The following is a 14,938-nucleotide window of genomic DNA, read 5'->3' as shown; positions in this document are numbered from 1 at the left end:
TTTCGGACAGGCTCTTTTTTAGTGCTTCTTTTTTAGAATTATCACCTACTTGCGTTAGCAATCCAGGTCTTTCCATCTGTAGTATACAAAATGTTCAATGAAGAGGCGTTGATTCTAATGATTTTCACACCATCTTTCAAGTCGATGTTTACTAAAGTGTTATCTCCTTCTTTTTTGAAGCTAACACCTTTAAGGTCAGGAATGCCGTCTGAAAAACGGAAATAATAGTCATTTCCTGTTTTAACAACTGTCACAGCTCCGTTATCAGCAGATTTTTTTTCATCTCCATTTGAATAAGAGATTTTACCTTTATAGGTTCCTACAAAAAGGTCATTGTCTGCTGGGTCATCATTCTTGCTGCAAGATATACAAGAAAAGGCTATTAGTGATAAACAAATCACCGATACTAAAGCAATAGTTTTTTTCATACTTGATTCAATTTAAAAAATTAATATTAAAGTTTGATGCAATAATTATACCATTGGAAAGCTTTATGCAATTTTTAATACATTAATTGTGAGATTTTAAGTTATAATCTTGTTCGAAATTTATTAAATACATATCTTAAATCTTCTCAATGTGGAAGATGGAGATGAAGCAAAAAATATTCAAGAATAATTGAGAGACAACCCTAAAATAGAAGAGTAGGGTAGGGGATAATGTTTCAGTTCATCACGGGGCTAATCGCTCTATTTTCCAGTCGTAATCTTCAGTGAGGGTGTAGCGCAGGCGGTCGTGTAGGCGGTTGGGACGTCCTTGCCAGAACTCTATGCTCAGAGGGCGCACTAAGTAGCCACCCCAATGAGGAGGGCGTGGTACTTCTTTGCCTTCGTATTGGGCTTCTAAGGTGTGTAGTCGTTCTTCTAAGTACTCACGTGTGGGGATTACTTCGCTCTGTGGCGATACCACTGCTCCTAACTGACTGCCTAACGGACGCGATTCGAAATAACCATCAGAGGTATTGGCAGCTACACGTTCGGCGATACCTTTGATAATAATTTGTCGCTCAAGAGATGGCCAAAAAAACGATAAGCACAAGTGCGGATTGGCTTCTATAGCTCTACCTTTTTCGCTGTGGTAGTTGGTGTAGAATATAAACCCTTCGTAAGTGTATTGTTTGAGTAGTACAACGCGTGTTTTTGGAAATCCATCAAGCCCTATGGTGCTGACCGACATAGCGTTAGCTTCGTCAATGCTATCAGCTTCATCGGCTTCATAAAACCACGTTTGAAAGAGCTGCATTGGGTTTTCGGGTGCGTCTTTCTCTAAAAGTTCCCGTTTGTTATAGGTTTTTCGATAATTACTTAAGTCCATTTATTTTTTTTGCAAAAATACTAATAATTTATCAATTCACAACCGTATTTTTTGTAACAGATTGAATAATATTGCGTTGTTCTTTTGGTGGTATGCTTTTTGTGGCTTATTTTGGTAGTTCTAATTCAGATTAATTTTTATGGCAAAAGAAGGATTTTTTAGCATAGAAACGTTTTTAAACGTTCTTAAAGAACTTTTTAAAGAAGAGCTTATTAGTTTTGATAAACAGTATGATGAGTTTACTTTAAAGTATAAAGGTTTCTGCTTGTGGATTTATGCTTATAAGGAGGATGGGGGTGATATTTCTGAAAACGAAATCACAAAACTAAATTTGAATGTTAAGTATGAATCTCAAATACCATCACAAGTGAGGACTAATTTTAAAGAAAGAGTTTTAGCATTAGGACTTAAAGAAAGATTTTTATGAGAGTAGTTATTCAAAAAGTAAACCACGCTTCAGTGGATATAGAAAAGCAAACGGTAGCCTCTATCAATAAAGGCTTATTAGTATTGGTAGGGATAGAAGATAGCGATAGCGATGAGGATATTGCGTGGCTATCAGCAAAGATAGTGAATTTACGCGTTTTTGAAGATGAAAATGGTGTGATGAACCTCTCGGTGAAGGATGTGGATGGCGAGGTGCTTGTTGTGTCGCAATTCACTTTGCACGCAGCTACTAAAAAAGGCAATCGCCCCAGCTATATCAGGGCGGCGCGTCCTGAGGTGGCAATTCCTATCTATGAGGCGTTTGTAAAGCAAGTGGAAATATTGCTTGGCAAACGAGTGCCTACGGGGCAATTTGGAGCGATGATGCAGGTAAATCTCTGTAACGATGGACCAGTAACGATTTTGATAGATACAAAAAATAAGGATTTTTAAATGTCGGTAATTACTTTTTATCTTTGGTTAGGATGTTTGTTGGAATAGCAAAATTACATCTTTTTTTGAATAGTTGTAAATTGTTGGTTGTAAATTGTTAATTATTTTGTACTTTTGTGCGCTTAATATTTTTTACGTTTTTTTTGAATATGCAAAAACCTTTGATATTAGTAACAAACGACGATGGTATTACCGCTCCTGGTATCCGTTATCTGATAGACATAATGAAAGAATTAGGTGAAGTGGTGGTAGTAGCTCCTGATTCACCACAGAGTGGTAAAGGGCACGCCGTTACCCTCGATACAACGATGTACTGCGACCCTGTGCCGTCACATAACGGAGCTACTCGCGAATACGCTTGTAGCGGTACCCCTGCTGATTGTGTGAAAATAGCCAAACACGAAGTGCTGAACGGTCGTCTGCCCGATTTGTGTGTGAGTGGTATCAATCACGGTTCTAATGCTTCTATCAACGTGATATATTCAGGAACGATGAGTGCGGCTATTGAGGCGGGTACTGAGGGCATTCCTGCTATTGGTTTTTCGTTGTTAGACCCGAGTTGGAATGCTGATTTCTCTCAAGCGCGCTCTTATATCAAAAATATTGCTGAGAAGGTGCTTGCTAATGGCTTGCCTAAAGGAACAGTGCTGAACGTAAACATCCCTAATATCAAGAAGGAAGAAATTAAAGGGGTGAAAATATGCCGACAAGCACGTTCTCGATGGATAGAGAGTTTTGACAAACGCGTGAACCCACAGGGAAGAGTGTACTATTGGATGACAGGTACTTTTGTGAATGAAGATGAAGGTACTGATACTGACCAATGGGCGCTTGAAAATGGCTATATATCGGTTGTACCTATTCAGTTTGACCTTACTGCTCACCAAAATATTGAACCGCTAAAACAATGGGATTTATAGAAATGAACTACAACCGAAAAAATCAACTTATAGGTTTTACAATAGGGATATTGGCTAATGCGATTGGGATATTAGCTTATATCCTTATTTTTTCTAAAAACAGTATTGGTGTAACCCTTCAAGATGCTTACTACAGAGGCTATTTAGGAAAACTCATTCTGTTGGGAGCCTTGTTAGACCTTGCTGTTTTCTTCTTTTTTATCAATCGTTATGAAAACGAACGCGCCAGAGGGGTGCTTATCGCTTCGGCAGTGCTTACCATCATTATTTTAATATTACAATTCATTTAAAAAACTAAATACAATGAGAATTAGAGAATATATAGTTTTTTTATACCGTATCTTCTTGGTATATTTGTTTTATGCTATTGCCCGTGGTTTGTTTATCTATTTCAATCACGGAGAAATGGGTGATTATAACTTATCAGACCTTTTTTATTATGGATTAGCGTTTGATAACTGTGCTATAATGTATACTAACTTGCTGTTTATACTGCTCAGTTTACTCCCTTTGTGGATAAATACCCATAAAAAGTTTCAAAAAGTGGTGTTTTGGTCGTATTTTATACCTAATACGATTGCTTATACTACTAACTTTATCGATATGGCATATTATCCTTTTAGCAAGTCCCGTCTTACCTCGGCATCGTTTGCTGTTATTGAACACGAAAACAACAAGATGAAATTATTCGGTAGTTTTTTAATAGACTATTGGTATTTATTTGTGGGCTTCTTTTTGTTGATAGCACTTTGGGTTTTTCTCTATAAACGCGTGAAGATTACTGAAACGACTATCGCTCAAAAGAAATCTTACTTTGGGTGGTCAATCGTATTTTTCTTAGGTTTTGGCACTCTGATAATGATGGCTATTCGCGGAGGAGGTTTTACCTCGGATACTCGTCCTATCAATATGCTTGATGCTAGCCGACACGTGAATATTACAGCACAGGCTGATGCAATTCTCAACACGCCTTTTTGCCTTATTCGCAGTATGGGCAAAAATAAAGGTTTTAAAGAATATCACTTTGTAGATGAAGCTTACATTAATGAGAATTTAAAACCTATTAAACAATATAACCGCGAAGTAACTACCCAACCCAATGTGGTTCTCTTTATTTTAGAAAGTTTTGGCAAAGAGTACTGGGGTTGTATGAACACTAAAACGCATATTCCTGATTTTAAATCGTATACGCCTTTTTTAGACTCGCTCTCTCAACATTCTTATGTGCTCGATAACGCTTATTGCACAGGTCGCCAGTCGATACACGGAATGTCGTCAATGTTAGCGGGAATACCCTCTTTTCAAGTGGCTTATACCTCATCACCTTATGTGAAACAACCTACACAATCATTGGTTTCTATTGCCAAAGAAATGGGGTACGATACTTCTTTCTTCCATTCAGCTCCTAATGGGTCTATGGGATTCTTAGGTTTTTCTAATATCTTAGGTTTTGACCATTACTACGGTAAAAATGAGTACAATAACGATGCTGATGACGATGGACACTGGGGGATTTGGGATGAACCTTTCTTCCAATATATGTGCAGAACTTATTCCGAAAAGAAACAACCTTTTTTAGGCACTATTTTCACGCTCTCCTCCCACCACCCTTTTCAAATTCCTAAACAATATGAGGGTAAATTTCCTAAAGGGAATTTAGAGATTCACCAATGTATTGGCTATACCGATTATGCCATCAAACGATTTTTTGAGTGTGCTAAAAAACAACCTTGGTATAACAATACGATTTTTGCTTTTGTGAATGATCACCCTAACCAAACTTATTACGACCTTTATAAAGAGCCTATTACAGGTAGAGGAGCGGCGATAATGTTTTACAGTCCGAATCCTAATTTAGTGCCTAAAGGGGTAAATTCGGATATCGCTCAACAAATAGACATCTATCCTTCGTTAGTAGATTTGATAGGGTATAAAAAACCTTTCCGCTCTTGGGGACGCAGTGTGTTTGCCAATCGTCCTGATGAAACACCACGTGCTTTCATTTCGGATGCGCTGATGTATCAAATGATGCAAGGTAATTATACTTATATCGTAGACGAGACAGGCAAAGTAAATGGGGTGTATAAAAAAGAAGATGGAGCTCTGAAAAATAATCTTTTAGGTAAAGAAGATAATGCTGAAATACAAAAAGGTATCAAAGATTTAAAAGCCTTTATGCAGGATTATATGGATAGGATTATCAATCACAAATTGAATAATTAGCAAATTAGGTGCCAGCGGCACAAGCAAATAAATTAGCAAAAGAGAAAGCGCGATGTTTCCAATGATAAACATCGCGCTTTCTTATCTCTTACCTCTTAGCTATTCAAGAGTAAGAAGGTATTTCTCTGCGTCCAACGCCGCCATACAACCTGAACCGGCAGCAGTAATGGCTTGGCGGTAGCGAGTATCGGCGGCATCACCTGCAACAAATACTCCTGCTACATTAGTGAGCGAAGTGCCTGCTACGTTTTTGATATAGCCTACTTCATCAGTATCAATATAAGGTTTAAAAACATCGGTATTAGGTTTGTGACCGATAGCTACAAAGAAACCTGTGATATCTATTTCGCTTATTTCTCCCGTTTTGTTGTTGCGGACTTTCATACCCGTAACAACTTGTCCGTCACCGAGAATTTCTTCAGTTTCGGTATTGAAAAGCACTTCTATTTTAGGTGAATTGAGTACGCGTTCTTTCATAATTTGCGAAGCGCGGAACTCATCACGACGCACGAGCATAGTTACTTTTGAACAAAGGTTTGCCAAGTAAAGCGCTTCTTCACAAGCTGAGTCGCCTGCTCCTACAATAGCCACGTGTTGATTGCGGTAGAAGAAACCATCGCACACAGCACAAGCCGATACGCCGCCTCCTGTTTGGAGGTAGTGTTGTTCGGAGGGTAACCCTAAGTATTTAGCTGAAGCACCTGTAGCGATAATCACGGCATCGGCGTGGAGTTCTTGGTCGTTTACCCATACTTTGTGAGGGTGAGCAGAGAAGTCTACTTTAGTTACCCAACCGTTGCGAATATCAGCGCCAAAACGTTTAGCTTGTTGCTCTAATTGCATCATCATTTCTGTACCCATTACCCCCTCAGGATAGCCGGGGAAGTTTTCTACCTCGTTGGTAGTAGTGAGCTGTCCGCCAGGTTGTTCTCCTTGGTAGATAACAGGATTAAGGTTAGCGCGAGAGGCATAGATAGCCGCGGTATAGCCCGCAGGCCCTGAGCCTATAATGAGGCATTTTATTTTTTCGATGTTTGCCATAGTGATTTTTTCTTTTTTTTAACGATATAAATAAGATTGATTCTAATAATTAATTTATTCCTTGTAGAAAATCTTTAGGGTGCCCTATTCTGTTGAACAAAGCTTTAGCAGCTATTGCTTTTTCAGATAAATATTTTTCATCACTATAAGATTCTACACTATCCTTAAATTTAATTTTAATACGATGTTTGTCCCACATCTTTTTTTCTAAATCTTTTTTTTCTTTTGTTGTCATTGTTTTTTATATTTTTTTTAAATGAATTAGGAATCCTACATAGTCAGTATTTGGATTGAATATTTCAAACTTTTCACTAGGTAACATTCCATAAATTTTAAAGGATTCAAGAGCTTCTTGTAAGTACTTTGTAATCCCGCGTCTATATAATCTATTGCGAGTGTGAGTACTTCCAGTTGCAAATATATAAGCATTAGGGTTTTTGTCAAAAAAAGTATATACAGTAGAAATAACGGTAGCCAATACTTTTTCGGTGTCACCATTGTTTGTTACAATCCTATCATTGATATGTCCTGTGGTAATATCTTTATCTCCAAACGCTAAATTAAAAACGCCTTCATTAATTTCCTCATAAAGCACTATCTTTTCTACTTTTCCATTCTTTCCCTCACTTATAAAAGTAAATTTATATAAATTCTCATCAGGAGTAACTTCATATTGTGGTAGGTTCATTATTTGGTAATTTATTTATTCTTGCGCGCAAAGATATAAAACAATTAATAATTAACAATGAATAACAAACAAAAACTTTGCCAAGTGGTGAGTTATGAGATAATTAGTAAATTAAGAAATTCATTGGCGGGGAGTAACTTTTCGCCAAAGCTGATGTATAGACTGTTGGGAGTGTTTTCTTGTAGATAGTGTTGTAGAAAGGTTTTTAGTATGTTTTGGACATCGTTGAAAGTATCGTAGTAATGATATAGGTAGATGGTTTTTACTTCAAAAGGGATTTGCGCTAACCATTCCTTAGTAAATGCTCTCTTTATACGATTGTATTTGTAGAAACACACCCATTGATAACCGTTTTTATGCGAATATACTCGGGTGTAATTTACCGAACTTGTTATTTTGTGAGAAATATTTTTTAAATAATCGCTAATAGTTACTTTATCATTGGCAAAAAACAAGTGAATTTGCTCGGTAGCAATGGAAGGAGGGAGCTTATAATCGGGGGTTGAGATTTTTTCTTTCCATTTGTGCAAGATTTTTAGTATTAAGTCACGGTTCTTTTTGCTTTTTACAAAGGTGGGGAGCTTGGCTACCATTGTCATTCCCTCACGTTCGCGTAGGTCAGAGGCGATGTAATCTTCCATTACCTCTAAATGGCTCATATTTCTTGCCCAAAATAGGTTGCCGCGCACATTCTCTTGAAAAAAATAGGGCAACCCGAAAGTACTATCGCATTTCAGTCCGTTAGAGGGAGTGGGGTTGGGCTGTCGGTAGGATTCGTATTGGGGTTTTACGAGATATTCTTCGTTGCATTTGGGGCATTTTACTTGCCGGAATTCATTGGTTTCTTTTAGTCCGCCTTGTCGTTGCTCAATAAGTGTGCCACAATTGGGGCAGTTGAGTTTTACGATAGCTGCAAACAACTCTAATTCTTCAGCTTTCTTTTCAAAACCGCAGTGCTGGCAATGTACTTGACAATTGGTAACAACGGCGATTTTTTGGCACTCGGGACAGGTTACCCAAGTGTCGTCTTTCCAAAGAATAATATGTTTTTCGGTATATCGTTTCATTAGAATATATCGAGAGTTCTCTCTTCCTCAAAGCCATCGGGGAGGGTGAAAACTACAGTGTAGCGCCCTTTTGGGAGATATACTTTGCCATCGGTAGCGGTGGATAGGAATATCTTTTGGAGGCTTTTTTCATAAGCTAATTTACCTTCGGGCGAGATGCTTAGGTCGTAAGGAATATAGTTAAAACCTTTGTTACTTTTGTAGTTGAAAGTTTGAAGTGTTACTCTGCCTTTCATTATTTTAATAGGCACTTCCACATTGTCGTTGGCAGCAAAAGCATAGAAATACACTTTAGGTTGTACGGGGTCATCCCATTCACTTGTAGCATTGCCCCAATTGGGTGAATAGGGGATTGTGATGGGGGTTTCTAACGGGAAAAAGGCTTGAGTTACAATGGCAGCACGGAGCTCTTGCATCATTTTCACTGAAGTGCGATAGATGCCACGTCCTAAAGTAGCGACGGTCATTTCACCGTTTGAGTCATCGATATAAATATCATTCACACCTGTTTCGGGGAGTCCTTGGCTGAACGGTTGCCAGCTTTCGCCTAAATTGAAGGTGATATACAAGCCGTTATCGGTTCCGGCATACAGAATTTGCTCGTTCTTAGGGTCTTCTTTGAGAACGTTCACTTTGGCATCGGGGAGGTTAGAGTGAATGTCTGTCCAGCTTTTTCCGTTGTCGTTACTCATAAAAATAATGGGGTCGCCTTGAGTTTCATCGGTGCTGATGAGGGTTGCCAATACGCGGTTGCGTTGGTGCTTAGAGGCAATCAGATTGTTCACTTTTAGGGCGCGAGGGAAGGCGTTGTATATCTGTTTCCACGATACGCCCCCATTATCGGTGGTGTAAATCATACCGTCATCACTACCTGTATAGAGCAGGCCAAACATAAAAGGCGATTCGGCAATAGCCGAAATAGTGCCATAAGCCTTGTTACCTTGCTTGTTACCATTAGTTACATCGTCGGAAATAGTGCGCCAATTGCGACCTTTGTCCATTGAGATATGTAGCTTGTTGCTCCCGATGTAGATGATATCTTTATTTTGAGGGGATATGAGCAGTGGTGCTTTTTCACCAAAGCGCAAAGGGGCTTTATTCTCGCCATAGTAAGCACTTCCGAGAGGGAAAAGTTGGTCTCTATCGGGGAAAAAAGTGAAGAATTTGCCATAAGGTTCAGCGGCATAGCTGTCGTTGCCAAACGAAAGTAAATGTATGTTTCTTTTGAAAGTATTCCAATGGCTGTTGTTCTGAGCTAATACGGCTTGATCACTCACATAATAAGGCGTTTTGCTTGCTTGGTCATAACACAACTGATTGAAGGCTATAGCTTGAGATACGTTTTTAGTGGCAAAACTTTTACCATTGTCGTAAGAGAGTTGTAGTCCGTTAGGGGTAGTACAGAACAAAGTGCCTTGTTGTAAGTAGAGTTGTTCATAACTATTTTGTAAAGAGAGCGGCTGTTTGCTTCTCCACGTTTTACCACCGTCGTCAGATTCGAGCAGAGGATAACCTCCTATAAACAAGTGGTTTTTATTGGTAAGGTTTACGGCAATGCCTCCGAATTGTTCTCCATTTTGGTAATACATATCGTTGAGAGGTTGGCTGTTAGCTTTTTGCCAAGAGTTACCGCCGTCGTTAGTTATATAGACTTCAGCACCTATAATCTCTTGAGTGCTAACGCCTAAATAACTGAGAATTTTAGCAGGCGAAGTAACCTCGGCAGCTATCATATCCTTGAGGTTTTGTGCAGTATATTTCTTATCCTGACCGATATTATGCAGGAAGATGTTCAATCGGTTGTTGTCTAAAGCAAGAAAATCGGCTTTGCTCATCGCATCGAAATCCTGAGCAGTAAGGTGGATACGTGCTGTTTTTTGCAGACTGTTATTGTTTTCTTTTTTCTTAGGATTGCGGTTATCAACCACGGCATAATAAATTTGCGAATTGAAACAAGTAACCCCTATTTTGCCGATGTTATTTCCTTTGATAAATCCGTTGTTTGCAGTGATTTTTGTCCACGAATTTCCACCATCAACACTCTTGTAAACAGCGCTATAGCTGCCATAAGGGAGGTCGTCCCACTGACTGCTGTTCACGTCCCAAGCAACGGCTAAAAGCACACTGCCATCGGGGGAGGAGTTGATTTGGCTGATACCAGCACGAGTGCTCACAAATAGCTTTTGTTGCCAAGTTTTACCACCGTCGGTGGTTTTGAAGATACCGCGTTTTTCGTCGGCTTTGTAGGGGTTGCCTAATATTCCGGCGATAATTTCTTGAGGGTTGAGAGGATTGATATACAAACTGCTGATGTGCTGTGTGTTAGCCAATCCGCTGAATTTGGTTGTTTTGCCTTTATCAGCAGAGATGAAGATACCGTAGGGGGTAGCAAGTGCTAAAGTGCCTGAAGTCCAGTCCATAGCGATAGCGCTGATAGATTGGGTAGGAAGGGTAGGGCAGAGGGGGGTATAGGTTTCGCCGCCATTTTGGGTGAGCCAGATACCTCCGTTTTCAGGAGCGACGAGAAACTCGTTACTGTTTTTAGGGTTTACATTCAGCGTACTGATGCGGTTGCCTATTTCTTTTACGATTACCTGTTCAAAAGGCGTTTCACGCACCCACGAACGCGCTTTGAGTTCTTCTTTTTGGCGTAAAGGCAGAGGGAGCAACTCTTGAGCGGTAAGAGTTACACTGCTTATTAATAAGGAAATAGTACAAAAGATATTGTTTTTCATAGTAATGAATACACTTTATTGATTTGAAGTAATAGGGAATGCAATATATTCTTTCATCACTTCGTTATAATGATTGTAACACTCATATACAAAGGTAGTTATTTGAGGTTTGAGTTCTTCAAAGCGCCCTTCAGCTGAAAATTCTTTATAGATGATACCATCAGCACCTCCACACAATTCTACCCATACTTTTATCTTCTTGTTGTCTAAAAATTTGTAAGATACTTCTATATCACACAAATCCATATCTCTTTCATTTAAATAAGCATCTTTCCATACGATTTGAAAGTATTTGAAATACATAGTCTCTTCTTCTTCTTTCTGAAAGAAATCTCCAGAGTCAAAACCTTGTATTTCTTCTCTTCCTTTAAATCTTTCAAAACCTTCAGTAAAAAGCGTATCAATAAAAGTGCTTATTTCAGAAAAATCGGCATAGTAAAAACGATGAAAAATACTTGTTAAACTATTGAAAGTCTGAAATTCTGTAGTTTCTGAAACGTCTGTTTTTTGAGTTTCTGTATTGAAAACTTCATAAGTGCTACTGCCACTGTTATAGGCAGTAAATCGTTTTAAATGCGTTTTATTGGTTTGAAAAGTTACTTCAACACTTCCTTTATCAGCATCGTATTGTATATGTTCATCTGTTATAGGAATTTTTCGATATGTTTTTATGTTTTGTATAAATTCTTGAAGCATTTTATCTTTTTAGCCATCTTCTTTTTCAATTTTTCAACTGCAAAAGTACAATAAATTATTGAATTACAATAGCTGAATGCCGTTTTCTTCGCAAAGTTGCAGCATATCGTCTGTCCAGATAGAGGCTTGAACTTCGCCTATATGCGCTTTTTGCATCAGTAGCATACAAATACGCGACTGACCGATCCCCCCACCGATGGTGAGCGGGAGTTCACCTTTGAGCAACATTTGGTGATAGTCTAAGGTTTTGCGGTGTTCGGCATTAGCGAGTTGCAATTGGTGTGCTAATGATTTTTCGTCTACTCGTATACCCATAGACGAGAGTTCTAACGCGCTGTTTAACAAGGGATTCCAGATGATAAGGTCGCCGTTGAGTTCCCAATCGTCATAATCGGGGGCACGGTTGTCGTGTTTTTTACCTGAGCGCAAGGTTTTACCTATCTGAGTGATAAAAATAGCCCCTTTTTCTTTGGCAAATACTTCTTCGCGTTTTTGAGGCGATAGAGTAGGGTAGCGGTCTTCTAACTCCTGCGAACTGATGAAGGTTATTTCTTTGGGCAAAAAAGCCTTACATTTAGGGTAGTGAGCAACGAGAGCGGCTTCAGTTTCTAAAAATGCGTTATAAAGCTGGTTGACTGTTTGTTGTAAGTATTCCAAGGAACGGTCGGAAGGAGCGATAACTTTTTCCCAATCCCATTGGTCAACGTAAATAGAATGGGTATTATCTAAAGTTTCATCGCGACGGATGGCGTTCATATCGGTATAGATGCCTTCGTGTAGTGCGATGCCATAGCGTTTCAGTGCCAAGCGTTTCCATTTGGCAAGAGAGTGAATGATTTCGATAGTTTGACCTTCGGCGTCTTTCATTTCGAAACTCACGGGTCGTTCTACTCCGTTGAGGTCGTCGTTGAGACCTGTATTGCGTTTCACGAATAGAGGGGCGGAGATACGAGTGAGGTGTAAGGCTTCAGCTAAAGCTTTTTCGAAAGTATCTTTGATGAGCTTGATCGCGCGCTCAGTGTCCATAATGCCATAAGGCGATGAGTAGTTTTTAGGAATGATAATCATAATGAGTTGATTTTCTGATTTGGTGAATTGGTGGTGAAGAGATGCACAAAATTTGTACCAATATTAATGATTAAGAGTTGGTGTTTTGTTCGATACGTGTTCGATACGTGTTCGATGTGTGTTCGAATGGAGGAAAGGTTTTATTATTTTGGTATTAGTATAGGGAGTCTGCCATTTTGTCACCTTCCCCTACTTTGGTACTCTTTTCGCTATTACGCTAACATTAAAAAATTAAATAAAAATGAAAGGAAATATAAACGTCTCTGTGGAAAACATCTTTCCACTTATTAAAAAATTCTTGTACAGCGATCACGAGATATTCTTGCGTGAACTTATCTCCAACGCTACCGATGCAACCCTTAAACTGAAACACCTCACTACTATAGGCGAGGCAAAAGTGGAATATGGGAACCCTATCATCGAAGTGAAGGTCGATAAGGAAAATAAAACCCTCCATATAATCGACCAAGGTATCGGTATGACCGCTGAAGAGGTCGAAAAGTACATCAACCAAATTGCTTTTTCAGGAGCTGAGGAGTTTTTGGAGAAATATAAAGATACTGCCAAAGACGCCGGAGTGATAGGTCATTTTGGATTGGGCTTCTACTCTGCTTTTATGGTAGCCAAACAAGTGGAAATCATCACCAAATCCTATACCGATGCTCCAGCCGTGCGTTGGGTATGCGATGGTAGTCCTGAATTTACCTTAGAGGAAACCGACCTACGCACCGAACGCGGTACTGAAATTATCTTGCACATCGCCGATGATTCTACTGAGTTTTTGGAAGACTTCCGTATCGAAGAGTTGTTGCGCAAGTACAACCGCTTTATGCCTATCCCAATTAAATTTGGTACGAAACAAGAGCCGTTACCTCGTCCTGAAAATGCCCCTGACGACTATAAAACGGAATATGTAACGGTTGATAATATTGTAAATAACCCTAATCCTGCTTGGACGAAACAGCCAGCCGATTTAAAAGATGAGGATTATAAGGCGTTCTATCACGAACTCTACCCAATGCAGTTCGATGAACCTCTTTTCTACATTCATCTGAACGTAGATTATCCGTTCCACCTTACCGGTATTCTCTATTTCCCTAAGCTTACTAACGATATGCAGTTACAGAAAGACCGCATACAGTTGTATCAAAACCAAGTATTTGTTACCGATAACGTCGAAGGTATAGTGCCCGAGTTCTTAACAATGCTCAAAGGGGTGATAGATTCGCCAGATATTCCGCTAAACGTATCGCGTTCTTACCTCCAATCCGATGGTAATGTAAAGAAGATTGCCAATTACATCACTCGTAAGGTAGCTGATAAGCTGAAATCACTCTTTACTAATAATCGCGACGACTTCCAAAACAAGTGGAACGACATTAAGATAGTGCTCGAATATGGTATGCTTACCGATGATAAATTCTACGAAAAAGCAGCCGATTTTATGTTGTACCCCACTACCGATGGCAAGTATTACACTTTGGCAGAACTAAAAGAAGCAATAAAAGCTGAACAAACCGACAAAAATGGTACTTTGGTAGTGTTATATGCTCAAAATAAAGAACAACAATATACAGCTATTGAGCAAGCCAAAGAAAAAGGCTACGAAGTGTTGTTGTTGGATAGCCCTATTGTATCGCACTTGATACAGAAGTTAGAGAGTGATAATGAGAAACTTACTTTCACCCGTGTAGATGCTGCTCCTGTAGCTAAGCTGATACAAAAAGAAGAACCTATTATTGCCAAACTTTCTGACGAAGAGAAAAACACGCTGAAAGCTGAAATCGAAAAGGTAATTCCCAAAGAAGGCTATATGGTGCAGTTAGAAGACTTAGACAGCGATGATACGCCATTCGTTATCAATCAACCCGAGTTTATGCGCCGTATGAAGGAAATGAGTGCTACCGGAGGAGGTGGTATGTTCGCTATGGGAGGCTTCCCCGAAGTATATCACGTAGTGGTAAATAGCAATTCTCCTTTAGCCGATGCTATCCTCCACTCTAAAGACGAAGTTCAAAAAGAAAGCCTTATCAAGCAAGCCTTTGATTTAGCACGACTCTCACAAGGTCTCCTCAAAGGTAAAGAACTTGCCGACTTTGTAAAAAGAAATTGGGAAATTAACAAATTAGCAAATTAGTAAATAAACACCATTACACTTTGCCAAAGGTTTTAGTAGCTTGTCGTGCTACGACCTTTGGCAAAGTTGAATATAATGATAATCAGGTATTTTTACAATATATTTTGTAGAAACGTTTTGTAAAATTCCTTACAATCTTTTTTAGACAATCTTTTAATTATTCTGATAAC

At 39.1% G+C, this 14,938-nt stretch carries 15 protein-coding genes; 6 read left to right on the top strand and 9 right to left on the bottom strand.

The genetic code is table 11. The features are described from left to right. Positions 1–41: 41 nt before the first annotated feature. Entirely contained in the window at positions 42–428 is a 387-nt protein-coding gene (locus JMN12_RS15035; protein WP_203140072.1) for a hypothetical protein, read from the bottom strand. A 244-nt stretch (positions 429–672) separates the two neighbouring features. After that, positions 673–1,314 (bottom strand): pyridoxamine 5'-phosphate oxidase, encoded by a 642-nt coding sequence (gene pdxH, locus JMN12_RS15030; RefSeq protein WP_088593998.1) that lies wholly within the window; start codon positions 1,312–1,314, stop codon positions 673–675. 139 nt (positions 1,315–1,453) lie between these two features. Here pdxH and JMN12_RS15025 point away from each other — a divergent pair, with 139 nt between their 5' ends. From JMN12_RS15025 to JMN12_RS15005, 5 genes are all read left to right on the top strand, one after another. Further along, positions 1,454–1,741 (top strand): hypothetical protein, encoded by a 288-nt coding sequence (locus JMN12_RS15025; protein ID WP_203140070.1) that lies wholly within the window; start codon positions 1,454–1,456, stop codon positions 1,739–1,741. Then, complete coding sequence (gene dtd / locus JMN12_RS15020) at positions 1,738–2,193, top strand: D-aminoacyl-tRNA deacylase (RefSeq protein ID WP_009414496.1); 456 nt, start codon at positions 1,738–1,740, stop codon at positions 2,191–2,193. Before JMN12_RS15025 ends, dtd begins: the two co-directional genes overlap by 4 nt. Before the next feature lie 149 nt (positions 2,194–2,342). After that, complete coding sequence (gene surE, locus JMN12_RS15015; RefSeq protein ID WP_088594001.1) at positions 2,343–3,113, top strand: 5'/3'-nucleotidase SurE; 771 nt, start codon at positions 2,343–2,345, stop codon at positions 3,111–3,113. After that, a complete protein-coding gene (locus JMN12_RS15010; RefSeq protein WP_203140068.1) occupies positions 3,101–3,403 on the top strand; it encodes a hypothetical protein in 303 nt (100 codons plus the stop codon). The genes surE and JMN12_RS15010 overlap by 13 nt, the downstream gene beginning before the upstream one ends. Positions 3,404–3,416: 13 nt before the next feature. Beyond that, positions 3,417–5,336, top strand: coding sequence for an LTA synthase family protein (locus JMN12_RS15005; RefSeq protein WP_203140066.1), 1,920 nt, complete (start codon positions 3,417–3,419; stop codon positions 5,334–5,336). A 99-nt stretch (positions 5,337–5,435) separates the two neighbouring features. On the opposite strand, the gene trxB is transcribed toward JMN12_RS15005, so the two are convergent. From trxB to asnA, 7 genes are all read right to left on the bottom strand, one after another. Next, complete coding sequence (trxB, locus tag JMN12_RS15000; RefSeq protein WP_203140065.1) at positions 5,436–6,377, bottom strand: thioredoxin-disulfide reductase; 942 nt, start codon at positions 6,375–6,377, stop codon at positions 5,436–5,438. Positions 6,378–6,426: 49 nt separating this feature from the next. Continuing rightward, entirely contained in the window at positions 6,427–6,612 is a 186-nt protein-coding gene (locus tag JMN12_RS14995) for a hypothetical protein (RefSeq protein WP_203093968.1), read from the bottom strand. A gap of 6 nt (positions 6,613–6,618) precedes the next feature. Beyond that, complete coding sequence (locus JMN12_RS14990) at positions 6,619–7,065, bottom strand: DUF6934 family protein (RefSeq protein WP_203140063.1); 447 nt, start codon at positions 7,063–7,065, stop codon at positions 6,619–6,621. A 92-nt stretch (positions 7,066–7,157) separates the two neighbouring features. Continuing rightward, the gene (locus JMN12_RS14985; protein ID WP_203140061.1) at positions 7,158–8,132 is read right to left on the bottom strand and encodes a hypothetical protein; all 975 of its coding nucleotides are present in this window, start codon (positions 8,130–8,132) and stop codon (positions 7,158–7,160) included. Further along, entirely contained in the window at positions 8,132–10,867 is a 2,736-nt protein-coding gene (locus JMN12_RS14980) for a WD40/YVTN/BNR-like repeat-containing protein (RefSeq protein WP_203140059.1), read from the bottom strand. Before JMN12_RS14980 ends, JMN12_RS14985 begins: the two co-directional genes overlap by 1 nt. Positions 10,868–10,882: 15 nt before the next feature. After that, positions 10,883–11,563 (bottom strand): hypothetical protein, encoded by a 681-nt coding sequence (locus tag JMN12_RS14975; RefSeq protein ID WP_203082109.1) that lies wholly within the window; start codon positions 11,561–11,563, stop codon positions 10,883–10,885. Positions 11,564–11,626: 63 nt separating this feature from the next. Beyond that, a complete protein-coding gene (gene asnA / locus JMN12_RS14970; protein WP_034556069.1) occupies positions 11,627–12,631 on the bottom strand; it encodes an aspartate--ammonia ligase in 1,005 nt (334 codons plus the stop codon). Between the two features lie 241 nt (positions 12,632–12,872). Here asnA and htpG point away from each other — a divergent pair, with 241 nt between their 5' ends. After that, entirely contained in the window at positions 12,873–14,768 is a 1,896-nt protein-coding gene (gene htpG, locus JMN12_RS14965; protein WP_203140057.1) for a molecular chaperone HtpG, read from the top strand. The last annotated feature ends 170 nt before the right edge of the window (positions 14,769–14,938 follow it).

Source organism: Capnocytophaga genosp. AHN8471 (genome assembly GCF_016806945.1).
GTDB classification, from domain to species: domain Bacteria; phylum Bacteroidota; class Bacteroidia; order Flavobacteriales; family Flavobacteriaceae; genus Capnocytophaga; species Capnocytophaga periodontitidis.
This window is presented reverse-complemented; position numbering and strand designations above follow the sequence as displayed.